The organism is Pseudomonas sp. GW821-FHT01E05 (assembly GCF_059422425.1).
Genome location: NZ_JBWKWW010000003.1, coordinates 460,187 through 482,732, shown reverse-complemented (window position 1 = coordinate 482,732; position 22,546 = coordinate 460,187). Strand labels below are relative to the sequence as shown.

At 57.0% G+C, this 22,546-nt stretch carries 20 protein-coding genes, 1 tRNA gene and 2 pseudogenes; 16 read left to right on the top strand and 7 right to left on the bottom strand.

Annotation, left to right across the window (positions count from 1 at the left end; genetic code table 11):
• Positions 1-200 precede the first annotated feature (200 nt).
• The 3 genes from AC07W5_RS08780 to AC07W5_RS08770 are packed head-to-tail and all read left to right on the top strand — an operon-like array spanning position 201 to position 3,373.
• Positions 201-1,610, top strand: a complete 1,410-nt coding sequence (locus tag AC07W5_RS08780; RefSeq protein WP_494993957.1) for a circularly permuted type 2 ATP-grasp protein — start codon at positions 201-203, stop codon at positions 1,608-1,610.
• A gap of 12 nt (positions 1,611-1,622) precedes the next feature.
• Positions 1,623-2,573, top strand: coding sequence for an alpha-E domain-containing protein (locus AC07W5_RS08775; RefSeq protein ID WP_494993956.1), 951 nt, complete (start codon positions 1,623-1,625; stop codon positions 2,571-2,573).
• Positions 2,570-3,373 (top strand): transglutaminase family protein, encoded by an 804-nt coding sequence (locus tag AC07W5_RS08770; RefSeq protein WP_495023183.1) that lies wholly within the window; start codon positions 2,570-2,572, stop codon positions 3,371-3,373. The genes AC07W5_RS08775 and AC07W5_RS08770 overlap by 4 nt, the downstream gene beginning before the upstream one ends.
• A 105-nt stretch (positions 3,374-3,478) precedes the next feature.
• On the opposite strand, the gene AC07W5_RS08765 is transcribed toward AC07W5_RS08770, so the two are convergent.
• The gene (locus AC07W5_RS08765) at positions 3,479-4,285 is read right to left on the bottom strand and encodes a c-type cytochrome (protein ID WP_494993954.1); all 807 of its coding nucleotides are present in this window, start codon (positions 4,283-4,285) and stop codon (positions 3,479-3,481) included.
• 728 nt (positions 4,286-5,013) lie between these two features.
• On the opposite strand from AC07W5_RS08765, the gene AC07W5_RS08760 reads away from it, so the two are divergent.
• The 3 genes from AC07W5_RS08760 (at position 5,014) to AC07W5_RS08750 (ending at position 9,226) form a co-directional block, all read left to right on the top strand.
• Positions 5,014-6,219, top strand: coding sequence for an acetyl-CoA C-acetyltransferase (locus AC07W5_RS08760; protein WP_494993953.1), 1,206 nt, complete (start codon positions 5,014-5,016; stop codon positions 6,217-6,219).
• Between the two features lie 25 nt (positions 6,220-6,244).
• Entirely contained in the window at positions 6,245-8,389 is a 2,145-nt protein-coding gene (locus AC07W5_RS08755) for a 3-hydroxyacyl-CoA dehydrogenase NAD-binding domain-containing protein (RefSeq protein ID WP_495023182.1), read from the top strand.
• A 108-nt stretch (positions 8,390-8,497) separates the two neighbouring features.
• The gene (locus AC07W5_RS08750) at positions 8,498-9,226 is read left to right on the top strand and encodes an amidotransferase (protein ID WP_494993951.1); all 729 of its coding nucleotides are present in this window, start codon (positions 8,498-8,500) and stop codon (positions 9,224-9,226) included.
• A 115-nt stretch (positions 9,227-9,341) separates the two neighbouring features.
• Here AC07W5_RS08750 and AC07W5_RS08745 read toward each other — a convergent pair whose 3' ends face one another.
• The 3 genes from AC07W5_RS08745 to AC07W5_RS08735 form a co-directional block, all read right to left on the bottom strand.
• On the bottom strand, positions 9,342-10,313 hold the full coding sequence (locus AC07W5_RS08745; RefSeq protein WP_494993950.1) for a magnesium and cobalt transport protein CorA: 972 nt from the start codon (positions 10,311-10,313) through the stop codon (positions 9,342-9,344).
• Positions 10,314-10,447: 134 nt separating this feature from the next.
• Positions 10,448-11,170: a lysophospholipid acyltransferase family protein gene (locus AC07W5_RS08740; protein ID WP_495023181.1), complete on the bottom strand. Its 723-nt coding sequence runs from the start codon at positions 11,168-11,170 to the stop codon at positions 10,448-10,450.
• Between the two features lie 215 nt (positions 11,171-11,385).
• The gene (locus AC07W5_RS08735) at positions 11,386-12,075 is read right to left on the bottom strand and encodes a crotonase/enoyl-CoA hydratase family protein (protein WP_494993948.1); all 690 of its coding nucleotides are present in this window, start codon (positions 12,073-12,075) and stop codon (positions 11,386-11,388) included.
• A gap of 318 nt (positions 12,076-12,393) precedes the next feature.
• On the opposite strand from AC07W5_RS08735, the gene AC07W5_RS08730 reads away from it, so the two are divergent.
• The 7 genes and pseudogenes from AC07W5_RS08730 to AC07W5_RS08700 all read left to right on the top strand — a co-directional run.
• Positions 12,394-12,483, top strand: a tRNA-Ser gene (locus tag AC07W5_RS08730).
• A 388-nt stretch (positions 12,484-12,871) separates the two neighbouring features.
• Positions 12,872-13,133: pseudogene (locus tag AC07W5_RS08725) on the top strand (DUF4113 domain-containing protein); the annotation flags it as partial.
• A gap of 172 nt (positions 13,134-13,305) precedes the next feature.
• Positions 13,306-14,235 (top strand): LysR family transcriptional regulator, encoded by a 930-nt coding sequence (locus AC07W5_RS08720; RefSeq protein WP_494993947.1) that lies wholly within the window; start codon positions 13,306-13,308, stop codon positions 14,233-14,235.
• Between the two features lie 244 nt (positions 14,236-14,479).
• Positions 14,480-15,934, top strand: coding sequence for an FAD-dependent tricarballylate dehydrogenase TcuA (gene tcuA / locus AC07W5_RS08715; protein WP_495010693.1), 1,455 nt, complete (start codon positions 14,480-14,482; stop codon positions 15,932-15,934).
• Positions 15,921-17,078 carry a tricarballylate utilization 4Fe-4S protein TcuB gene (gene tcuB / locus AC07W5_RS08710; RefSeq protein ID WP_494993945.1) on the top strand — a complete coding sequence of 386 codons (1,158 nt, stop codon included), beginning with the start codon at positions 15,921-15,923 and terminating at the stop codon, positions 17,076-17,078. The genes tcuA and tcuB overlap by 14 nt, the downstream gene beginning before the upstream one ends.
• A 47-nt stretch (positions 17,079-17,125) precedes the next feature.
• Positions 17,126-18,439 carry an MFS transporter gene (locus AC07W5_RS08705; RefSeq protein ID WP_495010692.1) on the top strand — a complete coding sequence of 438 codons (1,314 nt, stop codon included), beginning with the start codon at positions 17,126-17,128 and terminating at the stop codon, positions 18,437-18,439.
• A gap of 322 nt (positions 18,440-18,761) precedes the next feature.
• Positions 18,762-19,016 (top strand): annotated as a pseudogene (locus tag AC07W5_RS08700) (OprD family outer membrane porin); the annotation flags it as partial.
• Here AC07W5_RS08700 and AC07W5_RS08695 read toward each other — a convergent pair.
• Positions 18,950-19,336 (bottom strand): Arm DNA-binding domain-containing protein, encoded by a 387-nt coding sequence (locus AC07W5_RS08695; RefSeq protein ID WP_494993943.1) that lies wholly within the window; start codon positions 19,334-19,336, stop codon positions 18,950-18,952. The pseudogene AC07W5_RS08700 and the gene AC07W5_RS08695 overlap by 67 nt on opposite strands.
• Positions 19,337-19,550: 214 nt before the next feature.
• Complete coding sequence (locus AC07W5_RS08690; RefSeq protein WP_495023180.1) at positions 19,551-20,048, bottom strand: hypothetical protein; 498 nt, start codon at positions 20,046-20,048, stop codon at positions 19,551-19,553.
• A 19-nt stretch (positions 20,049-20,067) separates the two neighbouring features.
• Here AC07W5_RS08690 and AC07W5_RS08685 point away from each other — a divergent pair, with 19 nt between their 5' ends.
• Positions 20,068-21,042, top strand: a complete 975-nt coding sequence (locus AC07W5_RS08685) for a hypothetical protein (protein WP_495023179.1) — start codon at positions 20,068-20,070, stop codon at positions 21,040-21,042.
• 84 nt (positions 21,043-21,126) lie between these two features.
• Here the strand turns inward: AC07W5_RS08685 and AC07W5_RS08680 are convergent, their stop codons facing one another.
• Positions 21,127-21,483 carry a hypothetical protein gene (locus AC07W5_RS08680; protein WP_494993940.1) on the bottom strand — a complete coding sequence of 119 codons (357 nt, stop codon included), beginning with the start codon at positions 21,481-21,483 and terminating at the stop codon, positions 21,127-21,129.
• A gap of 285 nt (positions 21,484-21,768) precedes the next feature.
• Here AC07W5_RS08680 and AC07W5_RS08675 point away from each other — a divergent pair, with 285 nt between their 5' ends.
• Both AC07W5_RS08675 and AC07W5_RS08670 read left to right on the top strand, forming a co-directional pair.
• Positions 21,769-22,140: a cupin domain-containing protein gene (locus AC07W5_RS08675; RefSeq protein WP_494993939.1), complete on the top strand. Its 372-nt coding sequence runs from the start codon at positions 21,769-21,771 to the stop codon at positions 22,138-22,140.
• A 157-nt stretch (positions 22,141-22,297) separates the two neighbouring features.
• Positions 22,298-22,534, top strand: a complete 237-nt coding sequence (locus AC07W5_RS08670) for a hypothetical protein (protein WP_494993938.1) — start codon at positions 22,298-22,300, stop codon at positions 22,532-22,534.
• Positions 22,535-22,546 lie beyond the last annotated feature (12 nt).

Genomic DNA, 22,546 nt, shown 5'->3' with positions numbered 1-22,546 from the left:
GCGAAATCAAGTCTGACTATGCTGGTGATAGCTATAGGCATTGCTTCGCAATGAAGCGGGAGCGATCGAGTTGGGGCGTTTGCTGCACGGGAATGGTGCGACACCTGCCGGGCTATTATCCAACTGATTGATATTAAAGCGTTTATGCCGCTGGCACGGGCCTTGCGAAGCCTTGGTGTCCGGGTGACAAGGAGTACGGCATGATCCGCACCTATTTTGATGAGATGTATGATGCCGGCGGCCAGGTCCGTCCGCATTATCGGGAGTTCGCCCGTTGGTTAGCCGAAACGCCTGACGAGCTTTTGGCACAACGGCGACGCGAGGCCGATCTGCTATTTCATCGCGCCGGTATTACTTTCACACTCTATGGTGATGAGCAGGGGACAGAGCGCCTGATTCCCTTTGACACTATTCCCCGAAGTATTCCCGCCAGTGAATGGCGGATCGTCGAACGTGGCTGCATCCAGCGGGTCAAGGCGTTGAACATGTTCCTCGCCGACCTCTATCACGAGCAGCGCATCATCAAGGCCGGCATCATCCCGGCCGAGCAAGTGCTGGCCAACGAGCAGTATCAGTTGGCCATGCAAGGGCTGTATCTGCACCGCGATATCTATTCGCATATTTCTGGCGTCGACCTGGTGCGTGACGGCGACGGCACCTATTACGTGCTCGAAGACAACCTGCGCACGCCCAGCGGTGTCAGCTACATGCTCGAAGACCGCAAGATGATGATGCGGTTGTTCCCCGAGTTGTTCGCTGCCCAGCGCATTGCGCCGATCGATCATTACCCCAACCTGTTGCTCGACACCCTGAAAAGCTCCAGCCCGCTGGAGAACCCCAGCGTCGTGGTATTGACTCCCGGACGCTTTAACAGCGCGTTCTTCGAACACGCGTTTCTGGCTCGGGAGATGGGCGTCGAACTGGTCGAGGGGGCTGATCTGTTCGTGCGTGATGACCGTGTGTTCATGCGCACTACCGACGGGCCGAAGGCCGTTGATGTGATCTATCGTCGTCTCGATGACGCATTCCTCGACCCCTTGGCGTTCAATCCCGACTCGATGCTCGGCGTGCCCGGTCTGTTGTCCTCTTATCGCTCTGGCAATGTAGTGCTGGCGAATGCCATCGGCACCGGTGTGGCAGACGACAAGTCGGTCTATCCGTTTGTCACCGACATGATCCGTTTCTATCTGGACGAGGAGCCGATCCTCAAGAACGTGCCCACCTGGCAATGCCGCAAACCCGAGGAGCTGTCCCACGTGCTGGCGAACCTTCCCGAACTGGTAGTCAAGGAAACTCAAGGTTCCGGCGGTTATGGAATGCTGGTGGGGCCCGCGGCGACGGCGGCGGAAATCGAGTCGTTCCGCGCGCGGATCAAAGCCAAGCCTCACGCCTACATCGCCCAACCGACCCTGTGCCTGTCGACCTGCCCGACGTTTGTCGAAAACGGCATCGCCCCGCGCCATATCGACCTGCGCCCGTTTGTCCTGTCTGGCCGGGAAACCCGGGTAGTGCCCGGCGGCCTGACCCGCGTCGCACTGCGCGAAGGATCCCTGGTGGTGAATTCGTCCCAGGGTGGCGGTACCAAGGACACCTGGGTGGTCGAGGATTGAAGGAAGCCTGCCATGTTAAGTAGAACTGCCTCGGATTTGTATTGGATGTCGCGTTACCTGGAGCGGGCGGAAAACCTTGCACGGATGCTCGATGTCAGTTATTCGCTGTCGTTGATGCCGCAGGACGGCCGTGGTGACGGTTTGCATGAGCTGGCGATGCCGCTGATGATCACCGGTACGCTGGATGACTATCTGGAGCGTCACGGTGCGTTGCATGCTGAACGGCTGCTGCACTTTTTCGCGCTGGACGCGGCCAACCCTGCGAGCATCTACAGCTGCCTGGGTGCCGCACGGGCCAGTGCTCATGCGGTACGTGGGCGAATCACCGCCGACATGTGGGAAAACATCAATGCCACTTGGCTTGAGATTCGCGGTATCGCCGAACAAGGCCTTAGCCGCTACGGCATGAGCCGTTTTTGCGAGTGGATCAAGGAGCGTTCCCATCTGTTTCGCGGTGCTTCCTACGGCACCATCATGCGTAACGATGCATTTCGTTTTATCCGCCTCGGTACGTTTATCGAACGGGCCGATAACACCCTGCGCTTGCTGGATGCTCGTTACGAAATGGCCGGCGATCAGGCCGAAGCGGTCAGCGACGGCACCGCCCACGCTTACTACCAGTGGAGCGCTTTGCTGCGCGCGCTGTCCTCGTTCGAGGCCTATACCGAGATCTACCGCGACGCGCCCGGTGCGCGTCACGTTGCCGAGCTGTTGCTGTTGCGGGCCGATGTACCGCGTTCCCTGCGTGCCTGTACCGAGGAGATCGACCAGATCCTCGCCAGTCTGCCGGGCACCAACGGTCGACCGGCGCAACGCCTGGCGGCGGAGATAGACGCGAGTCTGCGTTACACCGGCATCAACGAAATCCTCGACGAAGGCCTGCACACCTGGCTTACCGAATTCATCCCGCTGGTGCGCCAGTTGGGCAACGCTATTCACAGTTCCTACCTGGAGGCTGCATGAGACTTTCCATTAGCCACGAGACCACCTATCACTACGAAGATCAGGTGCGGGCGAGCATCCAGTATTTACGTCTGACCCCCCACGACAGCGAGCGTCAGCACGTCCTCAGTTGGCAGCTCGAGCTGCCGCGGCCGGTGCGTGCCCAATTGGACCCGTTCGGCAATATCCTGCATGTGTTGACCATGGACGAGCCGCATGAAGCGATCATCATCGGCGCCCGTGGGCAAGTGGACATCGATGAAAAGCGTGAAGCCGAACATGAGAGCCAGTCGGCGCTGCCATTCCTGCGTTTCACGCGCTTGACCGAGGCGGATGAGGCCTTGCGTGCCTTTGCCCAAAAGCAATGCCGCACACGCCGTGATCGCAGCGGGTTGATCGGCTTGATGCACGGCCTTAACCAGCACATGACCTATACACCAGGCTCCACTGAAATCGAAACCAGCGCCGCGGAGGCCTTCGCCGGACGTGCCGGGGTCTGTCAGGACCATACCCATGCGTTTCTCGCCTGCACGCGTAGCCTGGGCATTCCTGCGCGCTATGTGTCGGGCTATCTGTACAGCGAGAACAGTGAACACCTGGCCAGCCACGCCTGGGCCGAAGCCTGGCTCGACGATGCCTGGTACAGTTTTGATGTGACCAATCAACTGGCCAGGCCCGAGCGTCATTTGAAACTGGCGGTCGGCCTCGACTACCTGGACGCCTGCCCGGTACGTGGCATGCGCCGCGGCGGTGGTTGCGAGCAGATGCACGCCAAAGTCTTCGTCTCACCGACGCCGACTATTTCGGTTCAGCAGCAATAAAAGGGGATACCGCATCGCGAGCAAGCTCGCTCCTACATCGCGTTATCTTGTAGGAGCGAGCTTGCTCGCGATGAGGCCGGAACAGGCAACACAAGACTCAAACCATTATGGCTGCTGCTTACGTCCGGCCATATGCTTCAAATACCCCACCAACAAGTCCAGCTCCGTATCCGGTAGCACGGTTGCGGAGAAGCCGGGCATTTTCGCCTGTGGCCAATGGCGCAGGCTTTGCGGATCGCGGATATAGCGTTTGAGAAAGTCGGCACCGAAGTATTCGGTAGGGTTGAACGGGATATTCAGGTCAGGACCAAACTGCGCGTCACCCGCGCCGTTCAGACGATGGCAGGCCAGACAGTTCTTCTGGAACAACGCAAAACCCTGATTCACCGGATCACCGGGCACCAGCTTCGGATCAGGGCGCAGGGCCGGGAAACGCTCGGAAACGGCGGCCAGTTTTTTGATACTGGCAACCTGGAAGGGCCATTGTTCAGGGCTGATCTGGCCGGCTTGCGGGTTGAGCCAGACCAGATAGAACGGCCCGGCACTTGGCTTGCCCTCGGCCAATGGCGGCCAGGGTTTCTGTGGGTCTTCCACCGCGAGCCAGGCCTGAGCACCGTCGCGATTGAGCAACGGCGCGGCGGCCAGCTCGGCGGCAAAACCGTCAAGCGCTACTGCTTGCAGATGGTCGTCAGCGTTAATGCCAGTCAGCAATGCCGACAGAGGCACGGCGCGATAGCTCATCTCTCGCTTGTAGGAAACATCGTCAGAAACTCTGATCGTCCGGGTTTGAGGGTGCTTGAGCAATTCCTCGGTTTGCCAGGTTCGACTACCCGCACCCAGGTCCAGGACCAGTTGTGCGGCGTACAGGGGCGTGCTGAGCAGCAAGGCCCAAAGCAAAATGAAAGGTTTCAATTGATCGCCGTAATGTCGTCAGAAATTTCGTCGCCCGGCAGGATGTCCTGGGGTGGGGAGACGTGATCGACCACGGCGCACTTGAGCTTCCGGATCTTGCCCAAAGGTTGGCACACAAGCGCCTGCCCCGGTAGTGAACCGGGGCACAATTGTAATGCGGCGCTGTAAAACGGCCACACCTTTAGCCGATCACTCTGGTGAGGTTCGGCAAGATGAGGATCAGTGTGGTGGCGAATAGAATGAGCCCGGCCTGACGTACTTTCGATTGTTTGAACATGGCTGACTGCCTTTTTTGTTATGTCCTGAGCGTCAAATGCTTGCCTGCATATCTCCATGACGGCAAAGCGTTGTACTTCCTTTCTGAGGAGGGTCTCGGCAAAGCCCGACGACCACCTCCTACGGTTTACCTTAGGGGCCGCGTTGCACTTGGTTTAGATCCATTTCGTATCAACCATTGGCTAAACGCTTTAAAAAAGGCATGAGGTTTATTGCCAGTTGCTTGGCCGCCCTTTGGCTAGACAGTTCCGTTGCTCAATCCTCGTTTTCAATTAGCTCGCTACCGTTCGTCTGAGCGTGACCGTCAAGGTCAGTGAGCGCTTCGGTCATTGAATCCATCGCTGCTGCGCGTAGGGTCTGTTGATGTTTGGTGACGATTCGCCACCAAACATCAACAGACCCTAATGTGAGAACTCAGCAATTACTCACCTGTACTGCGGTTCGAGGACGTCATGACTGAAGCTTTGATTTTCGATGCGTTACGCACGCCCCGTGGCAAAGGCAAGGCCGATGGCGCCTTGCACAGCGTCAAGCCAGTGAACCTGCTGGCCGGGTTGCTGAGTGCTCTGCAACAGCGCACGGAACTCGATACCAGCCAGGTGGATGACATTGTGCTCGGCTGCGTGACGCCGGTCGGTGATCAGGGCGCCGATATTGCCAAGACTGCCGCCTTCGTTGCCGATTGGGAGGTGAGCGTGGCCGGCCTGCAAATCAACCGTTTCTGCGCTTCGGGGCTGGAAGCGGTCAATCTCGGCGCCATGAAAGTGCGCTCCGGGTTCGAGGATCTCGTGGTGGTGGGTGGCGTCGAGTCCATGTCGCGTGTACCGATGGGCAGCGACGGCGGTGCCTGGGCACTTGACCCGCAAACCAACATGCACAGCCATTTCGCGCCCCAGGGCATCGGCGCGGACCTGATCGCCACGCTTGAAGGCTTCAGCCGCCAGGATGTCGACACCTTCGCGCTGCACTCCCAGCAAAAAGCCGCACGGGCGAGGGCGGACGGTTCCTTCAAGAAGTCGTTGATACCGGTGCAGGATCAAAACGGCATTATCCTGCTCGATCACGATGAGTTCATCCGCGCCGGCTCCACGCTGGAAGGCCTGGGCAATCTCAAACCCAGTTTTGAAATGATCGGGCAAATGGGCTTCGACGCTACGGCGTTGCGGGTCTACAGCCATGTGGAGCGCATCAACCATGTCCACACCCCAGGCAACAGCTCGGGGATTGTCGACGGTGCCGCACTGATGCTGATTGGCTCTGAATCCAAAGGTCGCGAGCTGGGTTTGCAGCCGCGCGCGCGTGTGGTCGCCACGGCGGTCATCAGTACCGATCCGACCATCATGCTTACCGGTCCCGCCCCGGCCACCCGCAAAGCGCTGGCCAGGGCCGGGTTGCGGGTCGAAGACATCGACCTGTTCGAGGTCAACGAGGCCTTTGCTTCGGTCGTGCTGAAATTCATCAAGGACATGGCCATCGACCCGGACAAGGTCAATGTCAATGGCGGCTCCATCGCCATGGGCCACCCGCTTGGCGCGACCGGTTGCGCGATCCTCGGCACCTTGCTCGATGAACTGGAAGTGCGGCGCCTGCGCTACGGCCTGGCGACCCTCTGTGTCGGCGGCGGCATGGGTATTGCCACCATCATCGAACGCCTCTGAGCCCTGACATCAAGGAAGCACTTTCATGACTGATGCTATCCGTTACGAAAAAGGTCAGGACCAGATCGTCGTCCTGACTATCGACCTGCCGGGCCAGACAGCCAACACCATGAACGCAGTCTACCGAGATGCCATGGCCGCCAGCGTTGCACAGCTGGTAGCCGACGGAGAGTCGATCGCCGGGGTGATCATCACCTCCGCGAAGAAAACCTTCTTTGCCGGTGGCGACCTCAATGAACTGATCAAGGTGGGCAAGCCCGAAGCCAAAGCCTTCTACGACATGGTGCTGTCGCTCAAAGGTCAACTGCGCACGCTGGAGACCCTGGGTAAACCGGTGGTTGCCGCGATCAACGGCGCGGCGCTGGGCGGTGGTTGGGAGATTTGCCTGGCGTGCCATCATCGGGTGGCGCTGGACAGCAAGTCGCTGCAGATCGGTTTGCCGGAAGTGACTCTCGGCCTGCTACCGGGCGGCGGCGGTGTGGTGCGCATGGTGCGCATGCTGGGGCTGGAAAAAGCCTTGCCGTACCTGCTTGAAGGCAAAAAAGTCACACCGCAACAAGCACTGCAGGCCGGATTGATTGATCAGCTGGCAGCTGACCGCAATGAACTGTTGGCCAAGGCCCGGGCGTGGATCGTCGCCAACCCGGCGGTCAAGCAGCGCTGGGACATGAGTGGTTACCAGATTCCCGGTGGTACACCGTCCCATCCAGAAGTGGCGCAGATGCTGGCCATTGCGCCGTCGATCCTGCGCAGCAAAACCTATGGCTGCCTGCCGGCTCCAGAGAAAATCCTCTGTGCGGCGGTGGAGGGCGCCCAGGTCGATTTCGACACTGCGCAATTGATCGAAACCCGCTACTTCACCGAGCTGACCACCGGCCAGGTGGCGAAAAACATGATTGGCACTTTCTGGTTCCAACTCAACCAGATCAATGCCGGTAGCTCCCGGCCACAAGGTTTCGCACCCTATGTGACACACAAAGTCGGTGTCCTCGGCGCGGGCATGATGGGCGCCGGGATTGCCTACGTCAGCGCCGTGGCCGGTATCGAGGTGGTACTCAAGGACATCAACCTCGCTGCTGCCGAAAAGGGCAAAGCGCACTCGGCGGCGTTGCTCGACAAAAAACTCGCTCGCGGGCAACTGACTGCCGAGCAGCGGGAAATCACCCTGGCGCGAATCAAAACCACCGAGCAGGATGTTGACCTGGCCGGTTGCGACCTGATCATCGAAGCGGTGTTCGAAGATCGTGAGTTGAAAGCCAGGGTTACGTCCGCTGCGCAGCGCGTGGTCGGTGCCGATGCGGTCATTGCGTCCAACACGTCTACCTTACCCATCAGCGGCCTCGCCGCTGCCGTGCCGCAGCAGGAAAAGTTTATTGGTCTGCACTTCTTCAGCCCGGTAGAAAAAATGCCGCTGGTGGAAATCATCAAAGGGGTCAACACCAGTGATGAAACCCTGGCTCGCGGTTTTGATTTCGTACTGCAAATCAAGAAAACCCCGATTGTGGTGAACGACAGCCGTGGGTTCTTTACTTCGCGGGTGTTCGGCACCTTCACCAACGAAGGCATCGCCATGCTTGGCGAAGGCATTTCGGCACCGATGATCGAAACCGAAGCGCGCAAGGCCGGGATGCCTATTGGTCCGTTGGCGATTTCCGACGAAGTATCCCTGAGCCTGATGAGCCATATCCGTCAGCAAACCGCCAAGGATCTGCAAGCCGAAGGGAAACCGCTGACGCAGCATCCGGCCTTTGCCGTGATCGATCTACTGCTCGATGACTACAAACGCCCGGGCAAAGCGGCGGGTGGGGGGTTCTACGACTATCCAGCCGGGGGGCCAAAGCACCTGTGGCCGGAGTTGAAAAAGCGCTTCGAAAAAGCCGACGCTCAGATATCAGCACAAGACGTACGAGATCGCTTGCTGTTCGTGCAGGCAATCGAAACCGTGCGCTGTGTGGAGGAGGGCGTGCTGCACTCGACGGCCGACGCCAACATCGGTTCGATCTTCGGCATAGGCTTCGCGGCCTGGACCGGTGGCGCGTTGCAGTTCATCAACCAATACGGCCTGAAGGACTTCATTGCCCGCGCCCGGTACCTGGCCGAGCAATATGGCAAACGTTTCGCACCGCCGGCATTGCTGTTGGAGAAAGCGGCTCAAGGGAAGCTGTTCTGACCGAAGGTTCCCGACTGCCCGGCGGTACGTTCCGGGCTTGCCTTGCAACGGCATTTCAAGGCAGGCTCAAACGTGCGCACTATCGCCTAATCGTGTCAGGTACTTTTTATGTCGTTACGCATCTGCATTCTGGAAACCGACATCTTGCGTCCAGAACTGGTCGATCAATATCAGGGTTATGGGCAGATGTTCCAGCGCCTGTTCTCACAGCAACCGATCGCTGCCGAGTTCACCGTCTACAACGTGATGCAAGGCGACTACCCCAGCGATGATTTGAGTTTCGATGCCTATCTGGTCACTGGCAGCAAGGCCGATTCCTTTGGCACTGATCCGTGGATTCAAACCCTCAAGACTTACCTGTTGGCGCGCTACGAGCGTGGCGACAAGCTGCTGGGCATCTGCTTCGGCCATCAGTTGCTGGCGTTGCTGCTGGGCGGCAAGAGCGAGCGCGCGACCCAGGGCTGGGGTGTCGGCACCCACAGCTACACATTGGCTGCCAAAGCGCCGTGGATGAGTCCGGTGGTCGAAGAGCTGACCTTGTTGATCAGTCATCAGGATCAGGTCACCGCGCTGCCGGAAAACGCCACGGTGATCGCCTCCAGCGATTTTTGCCCGTTCGCCGCCTATCACATCAACGATCAGGTTCTGTGTTTCCAGGGCCACCCTGAGTTCATCCACGACTATTCGCGCGCGTTGCTGGAGATCCGTCAGCAGCACCTTGGCGAGCAGGTCTACCAGAAAGGCGTAGCCAGCCTGGCCCATGAACACCACGGCGCCACTGTGGCGGAGTGGATGATGCGATTCGTTGCCCATAAGCCGAAGGCTGAATCCGCTTAAGCCCCTGTAGCCGCTGCCGCAGGCTGCGATAAGTCCCGTAGGGGCTTTTGCGGTTCGAAAAGCACGCCCGATCCTCGGTCGATCGCAGCCTGCGGCAGCGGCTACAAAAGAGCGCTTACAGCCACCCCGACCGCTTGAAGCTCGCCCACAACGCGACACAACCCACCGCAATAAACCCCATCACCGAAAAATAACCGTAGTGCCAGCTCAGCTCAGGCATGTTCTGGAAGTTCATCCCATAAATCCCGGCTATAGCCGTCGGGAGCGCCAGAATCGCCGCCCAGGCTGCGAACTTGCGTTGCACCACGCTTTGCCGCGACGCCTCCAGCAACACGCCGATCTCGATGGTCTGGCTGGCGATATCGCGCAACGTTGCCAGGTCTTCCATCTGCCGTGTCACATGAATCTGCACGTCGCGGAAGTACGGGCGCATACTCTTGTCGATAAACGGAAACGTCAGCTTCTGCAGTTCTTCGCTGATCTCAACCATCGGCGCCGCGTACCGGCGCAAGCGCAGCAAATCCTGGCGCAAGCCATGCAGATTCTGGATATCGCGTTCATTCAGTGAACTGCTCAGCACGTTGCGTTCCAGCTCATTGATTTCGGCATGAATCGCCTCGCTGACCGGCTGATAGTTTTCGATGACGAAATCGAGCAGGGCGTAGAGCACAAAGTCTTCGCCATGACCGAGCAACAGCGGTCGCGCCTCGCAACGTTGACGCACATGGGCGTAGGACGCGGAATGACCGTAGCGGGCGGTGATGATGTAACCCTTGCCGGCGAAAATGAGAGTCTCGATAAACTCCAGTTTGCCCTCGTGGCGAATTGGCGAGTAAATCACGATAAACAGCGCGTCACCGAAGGTTTCCAGTTTCGGTCGGCTGTGTTTTTCCAGGGCGTCTTCAATGGCCAGTTCGTGCAGGTTGAACTGTTTTTGCAGGCTGGCCAGCTCTTGAGGGGTGGGCTCTTCCAGGCCGATCCAGACGAAATGGTCAGGTTTTGCGGCCCAGACACTGCCTTCATCGAGGGTGATGTTGGTGATTCTCTTACCAGCGCTGTAAACGGCAGCAGCAACGACTCTACCCATAATGGTTGTCCGCTTTTTATTATCAAATGGCAGTGGCAGGCATGGTGCAACTTAGCGTGCTCTACCTGATCAGAGTCAGCAACAATGCGGTAGTTCGCAAGCAAAAAAAAAGCCCGCACGAGGCAGGCTTGGCATCAGGCCGGTTGTAGCTGCTGATCCATCGACTCGATGCACGCGCGCATCTGCTCGCGGCACTGGGCGATCAACATCGGCATATCGTCCAGGCTCAACCCGGCGGTGGGAATTGCCGGCAACGAGCGGATCAGGATTTTGCCGCTGCGCCAACGGTTCAGGCGCATTTGCTTGATATAGCTGCTGACACACACCGGGACGATCGGCACTCCGGCGGCAATGGCCATTTGAAATGCGCCTTTCTTGAATGGCAGCAAGTCTTCGCCGAGGTTGCGCGTGCCTTCCGGAAACACCCAGATCGAGGTGTCCTTGTGCCGCAACGTGTGGGTGGTGGTCAGCATTGATTGACGGGCCTTGTGGGCGTTGCCACGGTCGATCAGCACATTCCCCGCGAGCCAGAACAACTGCCCGAATAACGGTACCCATTTCAGGCTCTTCTTGCCGATGCACACTGTGCGCCGCGGCACTATGTTGCCGAGCACGAACAAATCATAGTTGGACTGGTGATTGGCGATGATCACGCAACCTGGGGGGTTGTCCATCAGCGGACCGACCTCGGCCTTTACCCGCAGGCGCAAAATACACATGGCCGGCCAGGCGTAGAGACGGGCGCACAAACGACTGTTATCCGGATTGAACGGTCGGCACAGCCCGAGCAATACCCCGAGCACGCCAGCGCTGATAAAGTGCAGGCTCATCAATAACATACGAAACAAATACAGCATTTACAGGCCCGCCGGGACAAAAGGTGGCGCAGTGTACGGATGTGCACTGTTTTCGGCAATTGCCTGTATAGACGTGGGAGATGGCCGATGTTTAAGCGCATGTTTCCGACTTATAGCGTCAGATGCGGTTTAGAGCGGCCGAGGGACTTTAAACGGCGGGTACAAGAAAAAGCCCGGCTATAGAGGCCGGGCTTTCTCATTGATGCGCTCGAGCGTTAGCCCAAATGTTCCTGGTCCTGGATGATCGCGTTGTCCAGCGTCTCCAGCAGTGCCTTGCGCACTTTCAGCTTGGTGTTCTTGTGGGCGGTCATGTTGATCTTCTTCAATTGACGCGCGGCTGCCAGCGCAGCGGCTTGCAACTCTTGCGGTGCCACGACCTTGTCGAGGAAGCCCGCATCCACCGCGCCTTGCGGGTCAAACATCTCGCCGTTGATCACCGAACGATGGAATGCCGACTTGCGCAAGCGATCACGGGCCAGCTCGATACCGGCGTGGTGCATGGTCATGCCGATCTGAACTTCGTTCAGGCCAATGCTGAACGGACCCTCGACACCGATCCGGTAATCGGCCGACAACAGGATAAAGGCACCCTTGGCCACCGCGTGCCCGGGGCAGGCGACAATGACCGGGAAGGGGTGAGACAACAGGCGACGAGCCAGGGTCGACCCCGACGTCACCAGGCTGACCGCTTCCTTAGGGCCGGCTGTCATCACCTTCAAGTCATAACCGCCCGACAGAATCCCTGGCTGACCGGTAATGATCACTACCGCACGATCCTTCTCTGCCTGGTCCAGCGCAGCATTGAAAGCAGCTATCACGTCCGGGGAAATGGCATTGACCTTGCCATTGCTCAAGGTCAGGGTCGCGATACCGTCTTCGAGGTGGTAAGAAATCAACTCACTCATGACGCTATTCCTTGTAATGAAGTGGGGCAGACGTTACCCACCGCGGTAGGTCAGGTAAAGCGCCGTGACTGACTGATGAGTCAGCCTTTGTCCGCCCGGCAAGCGTAGCCGGCCACGCCGGCGGCGTATTGCTCTCTATATAGAGGTGAAGGCCAGGCCAGAGATTGGCCGGTTTGCCATGGCCGAACACAAGGTCCAATCGCGCCGAGCGACATAAATGCCTAAGCGCATGAAAATTCTGAAAAAAATATTTGCCATCGGAAAAGCTTTCGACTACATTAGCGCGCCTCGACAGACAGAACATGTTTGAAGAGATACGGTGAAGTGTCCGAGTGGCTTAAGGAGCACGCCTGGAAAGTGTGTATACAAGAAATTGTATCGAGAGTTCGAATCTCTCCTTCACCGCCACATTTAAACGTTAAAGCCCTGATTATTCGGGGCTTTTTCGTTTCTGCGTTTCTGAAAAAAAATCCAGCCCATACTTTGGCCCATACCCTGGACGGCTCAGTGCTTTACGACCAAAGGCTGATTTTTCGACAGTTTCTAAGCGGTGCAGCCCAGCAGCGGTCCATCGATCGATCTGACTCGCCTCGTTGTAATCGGGATTATCATTTGACCGACATCAACGCACGAACGCTTGCCAGCGATTGTCTGTTGGCGCCGACGCCGAATTGACCCAGTTACCGAGATGCCACTGACCCAGTCTGATTCCTCGTGAACCATTTCCTGTGCTGGATTTCTGCCGATTGGAGTTGGGTCAGTCTTGCGTCGGCACGTAGGTCAATTCGGAGTCGGTGCCAACACCAAGGTTCTGCTACTCAATCTTTGCCAACCGGGTGAATACACCGATGATCTGTTCGCAATGTCCCAGCCGAACGAAGCGAGCAGGATTAGGGCGGTGCTGGACAAGATCAACGGGCGGTGGGGCAGGGGGACATTGCGGGCGGCCAGTGTGCTGAGTCACCCGGATTGGGGGGATGCGAAGGGAGATAATGAGTCAGAGTGTAGGCGCTGATGCGGAATCGCCCATCTGCTGGGGCAAAACTGCCCTAACATAAATAGGTAGATACCCAGCACAGACGGCTCAGGATACTAAACACCTCCCAGCCTTAAACGAATAAAAGACAAAGGAAAAAGCCGACCTATTGGTAATCACCCAGCCGATGGCCGACACGAAGTTCAGGCAAAAGGTAGACTACTTGTTTATCCTTCGTCCGGAGTCGCTTCCCCTTGGAACTCAAGCAACTGCGCTATTTCGTGAAGATCGTCGAGCATGGCAGCCTTGGCCGTGCTGCATTGGAGCTGGACGTCGGCGTCTCAGCGCTAAGCCAGCAGATCGGCAAGCTTGAGAGTGAACTGTCGACTCGCCTGCTAAACCGTACCAGCACTGGCGTGACTCCGACCAGCGCCGGGTTCGCCTTCCTGCACCACGCCCAGTTGACCTTACGCCAGGCGGAGAACGCGATCCTGGCAGCACATCGCGGGCGCATGAGTGGATACGTCAGTGTCGGTCTGCCACCCACCACTGCCACGGTTCTAGCGCTGCCGTTGATCAATGCAATGCGCGAGCGTTACCCGGACATCCAGCTGCACCTGGTGGAGATGCTGTCCGGGCACCTCGCGGCGCAGCTCAATGCGCGGCAGATCGATCTGGCAATCCTGTTTCAACTCGAAGGAGGCAAGCGCTGGAGCGTGACGCCGTTGCTGGACGAAAAACTATTCGTGATTACCTCCCGAGAACTGCCAGGCGCACCGCGCGGCGACAGCGTGCAACTGGCAGATATTGGTCAACTGCCTCTGGTGATGCCCAGCTCCCAACATGGGCTGCGTGCGACTCTGATGACCGCATTTGAACGCTCGGGCGTGACGCCTAACATCATCATGGAGGTAGACGGACTAGTCGTGCTGATGAACGCGGTACGGGCCGGACACGCCGCTACGATTCAACCAGGTGCCGCCGCAGCATTAGAAGGGGCATCGGGACTGTCGCTGGTACAGATCGCTGATGCGCACGTTGGGCGTAGGAATTTGCTGGCGACTCTTGCTGACGACGAACTATCCCCTGCTGCTCTGGCGACGCGGGTCGTGATAACCGATGTAGTGCGGCACTTGGTCAATGATCGGCAGTGGCCCGGAGCGCGTTTGATTGAGGAAATTTGAGACTTAGAACAATATCACCGAACGTATGCCTTACAGGCAATGCCGCCCACTCAATAGTTGTTCGCCTCGCATACTGTTGCGATCAAAGGGGCCGCTGCCCGAAGAGAATTCACTTCTCCCCCCTTTAGCAAAACTAAAGCCCCCATGTAAAAACCCGCCTTTCGCCCCCTTGGACGTCGCACTACTGTTCGCCCACTTGCCAGCAGCAACTCGTTCCCGTCTGCTTGCGAATTGAGGAGAAACGATGGTCGATGTTTTGGTTATAGGTGGCGGTAACGCGGCCTTGTGCGCGGCGCTGATGGCGCGGGAAGCCGGTGCCAGCGTGATGTTGCTGGAAGGCTCGCCAAAGGTCTGGCGCGGTGGTAATTCACAACACACGCGCAACCTGCGCTGTATGCATGATGCGCCGCAGGATGTGCTGGTCGACGCGTATCCGGAAGAAGAATATTGGCAGGACTTGCTCAAAGTTACCGGCGGCATCACCAATGAAAAATTGGCACGCATTGCCATTCGCGCCTCTTCCTCGTGTCGCGACTGGATGCGATCCCACGGGGTGCATTTCCAACCGCCGCTGTCCGGCGCGTTGCATGTAGCGCGCACCAATGCGTTCTTTATGGGCGGAGGCAAGGCACTGGTCAATGCGTACTTTCGTAGCGCTGAACGCCTGGGCGTCAAGATTCGCTACAACGCTCAAGTAACCGATATCGAGCTGAAAGATGGAAAATTCGTCGCCGCACACATAGGCGAGCGCGAGGTCGATGGACAGCATTTGCCTGCCGAACGTGTTGAAGCCCGCTCCTGCGTGCTGGCAGCAGGTGGCTTCGAATCCAACCGCGAATGGCTGCGCGAGGCCTGGGGCCAAAACGAACGTGGCGAATGGCCGTCGGATAACTTTCTGATCCGTGGCACGCGTTTCAATACCGGGGTGTTGCTGCGCCGCATGCAGGATCTCGGCGCTGACATCATAGGCGATCCGACACAGGCGCACATGGTCGCCATCGACGCCCGGGCGCCGCTTTACGACGGTGGGATCTGCACCCGCATCGACTGCGTGTCGTTGGGCGTGGTGGTCAACCGCGACGGCGAGCGCTTCTACGACGAAGGCGAAGATTTCTGGCCCAAGCGCTATGCAATCTGGGGTCGGCTGGTGGCTGGTCAACCCAACCAGCAGGCGTATTCGATCATCGACCAGCAGGCGATCGGCCGCTTCATGCCGCCGGTTTTTCCCGGTACCAAGGCCAACTCACTGCAAGAGCTCGCGCGTCTTCTGGAATTGCCAGAAGCGCAGTTCATGCAAACCATCGAAAACTACAACCGTGCCTGTCAGGTCGGAACTTTCGACCACACCGCCCTGGACGACTGCCACACGAATGACCTGACACCTGCCAAGACACACTGGGCACGGCCTTTGGTCAAACCGCCGTTTTATGGCTATCCGCTTAAACCTGGTGTGACCTTCACCTACCTGGGCTTGGCCACCGACGAAACTGCTGCTGTGTACTTCAAAGGTAAAGCCAGTCCGAATCTGTTTGTCGCCGGAGAAATGATGGCGGGCAACGTGCTGGGCAAGGGATACACCGCCGGCATCGGCATGGCCATAGGCACCGCTTTCGGGCGTATCGCTGGCGTTCAGGCGGCGGCCTCGGTGGGTTTCGGCCCTTCTACTGTGATATCGGAATCTCGTCATGCAACTGTTTGATCCCCAAGCGTCCAGCCAACTGATCCCAGTCCTTAATCTGGAGGAAAGTGAAGTTGAGCGGCAGATGACCATCTGCAATGCCTGTCGCTATTGCGAAGGTTTCTGTGCGGTGTTTCCGGCCATGACCCGGCGTCTGGAGTTCACGCAGGCGGACATCCATTACCTGGCGAACCTATGCCACAACTGCGGAGCTTGCCTTTCGGCGTGCCAGTACGCAGCGCCCCATGAGTTTGCAGTCAATGTGCCTAAAGCAATGGCCAAGGTGCGTCTGAACACTTATGCCGAGTACGTTTGGCCGCAGCCGTTGGGCAAGCTTTACCAACGTAACGGCCTAACCCTGGCTCTGGCTTCAGGTGGCGGGTTGGCGTTGTTTCTGTGCTTGACCCTGGTGGTGATGGGTAATCTGTTCACGGCCATACCGGGTGGCAATTTCTACGGTATTTTCCCGCACAACACACTGGCCCTAATGTTTGGCGCAGTGTTCGGCTTTGCGGCACTGGCCCTGACAATCGGAGTACGAAGCTTCTGGCGTAACGTCTCACCTGCCGACGCGCCGCTACCACTGAAAACCTCTGCCGCCCTGGAAGCCACAGCCAACGTCGCACAGCTCAAGTATCTGGACGGCGGCCACGCAGAAGGCTGCAACAACGACGATGACAAATTCACTTTATGGCGCCGTCGCTTCCACCACTTCACCTTCTACGGCTTCATGCTGTGCTTCGCCGCCACGGCTGTGGCCACGCTCTATCACCTCCTGCTTGACTGGTCTGCCCCATACCCAATCTTCAGTCTGCCGGTGATGCTCGGAATCCTCGGCGGTACCGGCCTGTTGGTGGGCCCGGCCGGATTGCTATGGATGAATCTGCGTCGCAACCCGGAACAGGGAGATGAGAACCAGAAACCCATGGATCGCGGATTCATCGCGCTGCTGTTGCTGGTCAGTTCCAGCGGCCTGGCATTGCTCGCTTTGCGCGAGACCAGCGCCTTGGGCCTGCTGCTGGCAATCCACCTGGGACTGGTTATGGCGTTCTTTCTAACCATGCCCTACAGCAAATTCGCCCACGGTATCTTCCGTAGCGCCGCGCTACTCAAGTACTCCATCGAAAAACGTCTACCCAGCCCGATCAACGCCGGCAGTGACTGACCGTCACAACCTCTATTCCAATAACAATATCGAGTATCACTGTAACCATGACCAAAATAAAAACGGAAAACACCCGATCCCGGACGTCAAAATTCGGCGCCATCATAAGGGTTACCAGCGGCAACTTTCTCGAACAGTTCGACTTCTTTCTGTTCGGGTTCTACGCAACCTACATATCCCAGACGTTCTTCCCTGCAAGCAGTGAGTTCGCCTCGCTGATGATGACCTTCGCCGTATTCGGTTCGGGTTTTCTGATGCGTCCATTGGGCGCCATCGTGCTTGGCGCTTACATCGACAAGGTGGGTCGTCGCAAGGGTTTGATTGTGACTCTGTCGATCATGGCATGCGGCACGGTTCTGATCGCATTGGTACCGGGGTATGCCAGCATTGGAGTCGCGGCACCGATTCTGGTGCTGTTGGGTCGATTGCTTCAGGGCTTCTCGGCTGGCGCAGAACTGGGCGGTGTGTCGGTTTATCTGGCCGAGATCGCAACGCCGGGCCGTACTGGTTTCTACACCAGTTGGCAGTCGGCCAGCCAACAGATCGCGATCATCCTTGCGGCGGCGTTGGGCTATGGGATCAACGCCTATCTGAATGCAACCGAGATAGCTGCGTGGGGCTGGCGCATTCCGTTCTTCATCGGCTGCGTGATCATCCCGTTCATTTTCATCATTCGTCGTTCGTTGCAGGAAACCGAAGCGTTCAAGGCTCGTGCGCATCATCCAAGTACTGCTGAAGTGTTCCGCTCCATGAGGGAAAACTGGCGCACAGTGCTGGCGGGTGGACTGTTGGCATCGATGACCACGACTACCTTCTACCTGATCACCGTATACACCCCGACGTTCGGAAGAACGGTGCTGCACTTGAGCACCACTGATAGCCTGGTGGTGACGTTGTTTGTGGGCCTCAGCAATTTCATTTGGTTGCCCATCGGCGGTGCGATTTCAGATCGAATCGGCCGTCGTCCACTGCTGTTGGCGATCTCGCTGCTGTGTATTTTTACAGCTTATCCGGCCATGCATTGGCTTGCTGAGGCCGCCAGTTTTGAGCGGTTGTTGGTGGTCTTGCTGTACTTCTCATTCTTCTTCGGCGTGTACAACGGTGCAATGGTCGCGGCGTTGACTGAAGTCATGCCACAGAATGTGCGGGTGGTGGGTTTTTCTTTGGCCTTCAGCCTGGCGACCGCAATTTTTGGTGGGTTTACCCCGGCGATGTCGACCTTTCTGGTGCAGGCAACCGGTGACAAGGCGTCTCCGGCATATTGGTTGATGTTCGCAGCGTTGTGCGGGTTCTCGGCAACGATGGTCTTGTATCGACAACGTAATAGGTCAGTGGCTGATTTGGCTCAAACCGCCGACTAGCAAAACATATTGACCGAACAACATTTCCCCTGTCTAAAGCATGCTCGTAGAAGTAGTAATGATTATTGCTGAGTGATCCGTTTAGTCAGGGGCTGTATGTTTAATGTGATTGGCGTTATCAGCGTTGATAGGCGATGCTTTGGAGCTGGTTAAATAATGGCTGGAAAAGTGGTAGTAGAGATTTAAGTATTTGAATTTTCGTGCTGCATGTTTTTATATAGATAAAAGCTGTCTGACAGTTCTCTGTTTGTATTGTTGCGGATTGGCTGTCTTTTGTATTGATTGTGTTGATTAAAATAAAAAACCGGAGCGCTATAGGTGAATAAGAAAAAAAGTTTCTATAATTTTTGCGCTGAGCAGTATTGCTCTGAGTACCCAAGCGTATGCTGACTTCCTACGTGATAGTAAAGCTACCTTGGGAGTGAAAAACTACTACTTCAATAACGACAACCGTGATGGCACCGCTGCCCCTTCAAAAACCGAAGAGTGGGCGCAAGGTTTCATGTTGGATTATAAGTCGGGATACACCGATGGCACGATCGGTTTTGGCGTTGATGCTCTGGGTTTGCTGGCCCTGGCTGCATCCTGAGCTAAACGTTCAGCTTCTTTTTCCAGCCATTGCCGCTCCAACTCCTCATCCCGACAGGTAAGCGGATCAACGCCGGACTTACTCAGCTTTCTGGCTTCTGCTGCTTTTTCGCGGGCTACCGCAAGACTTACTTCGGGGTGCCTACCCAGTCCCATGTCTCGGCTCTTGCCAGCGAGCTTGTAGCGGAAGATCCAACTGGCGCCACCGGTACGGCCGAGTTTTAAGTAGAGGCCGTCACCATCGTTGGTCATTCCGGGTAAACCCGATCTGACTATTTTTTCTACCGCTTTGGTCGTAAGAGATGCCATCGATCACCTCCTATGAAAGGCTGACGACTCAATCTAAATGAATGCCAGCCCATACTCCAGCCCATACCTTGGACCCTGGCTTCCCGTAGTTACGCTTGGATCACAAAAGAAAGTATCTTCGTCAACTGTATGTTTTTATAGAATTTTTATTGAGGTAATTAACCGCCTATGGACTTCTAGAAACACTAAAGTGGCGGACTCCTTCGCCGCCATATTAGAAACACGCGAAGCCCCTGACTTTCCTGGAGAAAGTCAGGGGCTTCGTGGTTTCTGTCGTCTGAAAAAAGGCGGTTTGGGACCAGCGGCAGGGATTCAGGGCATGTTCAAGGATGCCAATGACGTCCGGACCGTCCTCATTCGTCAGCGGATGACTGGCCTGGGTGTGAGCCGAAACCGTACCTTCTCGCCGGATTTTTTTGATCCCTTTTTCGCCACCTATACTTAATGCACCGTAGACGGACGCGCTGAATGTTCCGTTCGGATGGGGGGCTGGAAAGGCTGCAAAGGCACCATCTGCAGCTTGTTGGGAGGAAGAGAGCGCCCGTTGAGGATTGCAGAGCAAATAAACCGGTATGAGCAGCGTGAAGGGCTTGGTTGAAACATCTGCGATGGCGGATGGGCTACCGTTGTCGAGTCTGTTTTGGGGGGCTGCGATCTTGAATTTGCGATCCCTGATCGTCGTCTTGATGGTTGCGTTGGTGAGTTGCGCCACACCCTATCGCGTCCCTGAAGTGACTGCGCCGGTTCCGATCACGGAGAGTATCTGGCAGCAAGTCGATCGGGACATCGTCGCCGCATCGCAAGCCGCGACAGAGCAAGCCAAAACTTATGCTCGCGGCTCCATGGAGCACTGGAGGGACCTCGTCTACCAGCGCACCGAGTCGGACTTCATTCCGTGGTATACCAACTACTGGACCCAGGAATGGCTGTCCATGAAGGTGACCTGGTACACGCTGAACGCAAAGGGCGAGACAGATCCTTCGGCAAAACGATTGACTGCCTATTTGCAGGAGCAGTACCACGATCGCGTGCTGGCCCCTGCCGCCGTGGAGATCGATCCCGATACGATTCTGATGCAGGCAACGCAACTCTACGTCCAGGTCCTGGGCAAAGAACTTCAGGAAATAGCGCAGCGCTATGGTGTTTCTGCGGATCAATTCGACCAGCGGCTCAAAGGCATTCCAGCGATCGTGCTGGCGCCCCCACCCGACCACAGCGCTTCGCTCTATCAGATTGTCCACGCCAATCCGCTCGCCAGGCAGCCGGCTTATGCAGCCCTGATCAATCGGATCCATAATGCCCCCGGAGGGGTGGGAGCGGGGGCATCGGACGCAGGTATTACGTCAGTGGCGAAACAGACCAGCGCAAAACTGGAGGCTGAGCTCGCCGGCAGGGGTGCTGCAGGCGCTATTGCTGTGGTAGCCGGCCGGGTAGTAGGCTCGCTGATTTCCATGGGAGTGGCAGGTGTCCACGCCATCACCCAGGAGAGCGAACGGCCGGACCTTGAAGCGCAGGTTCGCAAAAGCCTGAGCGTCGCCTTTGACCAGGCGTGGCTTAAGCTTGTTGAGAACCCTACCTCCGGGGTGATGGCGGGGGTCTTTTACCTGTCTGGACAAATTGAAGGAAGTCTCGCCAAACCCGTGACGCTGCCAGCCATACCCGAACTGGTACCAGCGCCGCGAGAAGTTCCCCTGCCAAGCCAGTAACCCCTTGGCGCAATGCAGAAGTTCAAATGGGCGCGAGGTACGCCGCACCACCTCAGTGGTGCGGTGTGCTTTCAAAGGAAGACGCTATGCATGAACTCGCCGTGAAATCTCTTGATAGGTCGTACTGTCAACAGCAGCCAGCAGCTTTCGACCGTCCTTGAGTGTCGCTATAAAAGTCACCTCGGTCTCTTTGCCCGCCAACATAAAACCGGCGATAGCCCCTATGGGACCGAGCAACATTGCGCCTGCTATACCGAGACCTATGGCGTCTTTGACTTTCTTTATAGATTCCTCATTGGCAACCTCCAGCGTTTTCAGCGCCGAAAGGGGGAGGGTGATTCCAGGCCATCGATTGAGGGGGGTTCTGAGGGTGAAAGTGCCATTTCGATATTCTCCATCACCCTGCAGGAAATCCCCCGCTAACACTGTGATGTTTGCCATTTTGATTTTCCCTGGCGGCAATCGGTGAAGAAGTATTGCGCGCTTATCGCGTGCCGACGTCAATATTGTGGCGATGAAATGCAACGCCATTTTTCCCGGCATGTCTGGAAAAGTATCGAGGGCCCGATCAACGGGATTTCAATGATTTCGATCGTCAGCTTCCCACGATTTAAGGACTAGAATTATCAGGCGCATCAATGGGGGGCGATGCCGATGGCTTGTTGGCGGTTAGACGCTTTTGCGCTGCCTGCAGGCTTTCCAGCCACTCAATTGAGGGCCCATATCATGTTCGCTCATGAGCAAATAACCGAGCATAAATCCTTCTCGGAACCCGATGAAACCCGCGAGTTTCCACACGGAAAAGCGGAAATCCTCAAGATTGGCAATTCAGAGGTTGGACGCTTCACATTCAAACCTGGGTGGCGCTGGTCGAATGACATTCAACCTTTGGCACAGACACCTAGTTGCCAGGCCCCGCACTTCCAGTATCACGTCGCCGGTAAGCTTGCCATTCGCATGGATGACGGTACTGAGATCATTGCAGGGCCGGGAGACATCACGTCACTGCCTAGAGGTCACGACGCTTGGGTGGTCGGGGACGAGACTGTGGTGGTGGTGGATTGGTTTGGTGCAAGTAACTATGCCAAGAAGGTCTGAGGTAGTGGGGGTGTGTCTGTGATTCAGGACTGGGAAAAGGAGGTAGATTAAGTAGATCTACCCCTTTGTTCCGGTAAGCATGGGGATACGTCGTCAGGAGTGGCGTGACTGGATGGCGTATGCCTTACTGAGATTTAAACTTCAGAAGGATGCGGTTATGACTGAGCGCCATGTGGATTACGTGGAAACGCTTTCGAATGGATGCAAGATTGAGGTGAAGGCGCAGATCCTGAAGGACGGCTCCCTGCAGTTGCTCGTTGCCGCTTACACGCCGGACGGGAAACCAATCGTGGAGGGCTACAGGCCTGAGATCCATAATCTGGACATGGAGGGCGCGATGGACCTGGCGATAGATGTTGCCAAGCGCATTGGCAATGGCGAAAAACCTCAGTAGTGGTCAACGTTT

What these genes read in the sequence shown, in the direction of transcription:
- AC07W5_RS08780 (WP_494993957.1), top strand. Translation starts at nt 201, where the DNA reads ATGATCCGCACCTATTTTGATGAGATGTATGATGCCGGCGGCCAGGTC.
- AC07W5_RS08775 (WP_494993956.1), top strand. Translation starts at nt 1,623, where the DNA reads ATGTTAAGTAGAACTGCCTCGGATTTGTATTGGATGTCGCGTTACCTG.
- AC07W5_RS08770 (WP_495023183.1), top strand. Translation starts at nt 2,570, where the DNA reads ATGAGACTTTCCATTAGCCACGAGACCACCTATCACTACGAAGATCAG.
- AC07W5_RS08760 (WP_494993953.1), top strand. Translation starts at nt 5,014, where the DNA reads ATGACTGAAGCTTTGATTTTCGATGCGTTACGCACGCCCCGTGGCAAA.
- AC07W5_RS08755 (WP_495023182.1), top strand. Translation starts at nt 6,245, where the DNA reads ATGACTGATGCTATCCGTTACGAAAAAGGTCAGGACCAGATCGTCGTC.
- AC07W5_RS08750 (WP_494993951.1), top strand. Translation starts at nt 8,498, where the DNA reads ATGTCGTTACGCATCTGCATTCTGGAAACCGACATCTTGCGTCCAGAA.
- AC07W5_RS08745 (WP_494993950.1), bottom strand. Translation starts at nt 10,313, where the DNA reads ATGGGTAGAGTCGTTGCTGCTGCCGTTTACAGCGCTGGTAAGAGAATC.
- AC07W5_RS08740 (WP_495023181.1), bottom strand. Translation starts at nt 11,170, where the DNA reads ATGCTGTATTTGTTTCGTATGTTATTGATGAGCCTGCACTTTATCAGC.
- AC07W5_RS08735 (WP_494993948.1), bottom strand. Translation starts at nt 12,075, where the DNA reads ATGAGTGAGTTGATTTCTTACCACCTCGAAGACGGTATCGCGACCCTG.
- tcuA (WP_495010693.1), top strand. Translation starts at nt 14,480, where the DNA reads ATGGTCGATGTTTTGGTTATAGGTGGCGGTAACGCGGCCTTGTGCGCG.
- tcuB (WP_494993945.1), top strand. Translation starts at nt 15,921, where the DNA reads ATGCAACTGTTTGATCCCCAAGCGTCCAGCCAACTGATCCCAGTCCTT.
- AC07W5_RS08705 (WP_495010692.1), top strand. Translation starts at nt 17,126, where the DNA reads ATGACCAAAATAAAAACGGAAAACACCCGATCCCGGACGTCAAAATTC.
- AC07W5_RS08695 (WP_494993943.1), bottom strand. Translation starts at nt 19,336, where the DNA reads ATGGCATCTCTTACGACCAAAGCGGTAGAAAAAATAGTCAGATCGGGT.
- AC07W5_RS08680 (WP_494993940.1), bottom strand. Translation starts at nt 21,483, where the DNA reads ATGGCAAACATCACAGTGTTAGCGGGGGATTTCCTGCAGGGTGATGGA.
- AC07W5_RS08675 (WP_494993939.1), top strand. Translation starts at nt 21,769, where the DNA reads ATGTTCGCTCATGAGCAAATAACCGAGCATAAATCCTTCTCGGAACCC.
- AC07W5_RS08670 (WP_494993938.1), top strand. Translation starts at nt 22,298, where the DNA reads ATGACTGAGCGCCATGTGGATTACGTGGAAACGCTTTCGAATGGATGC.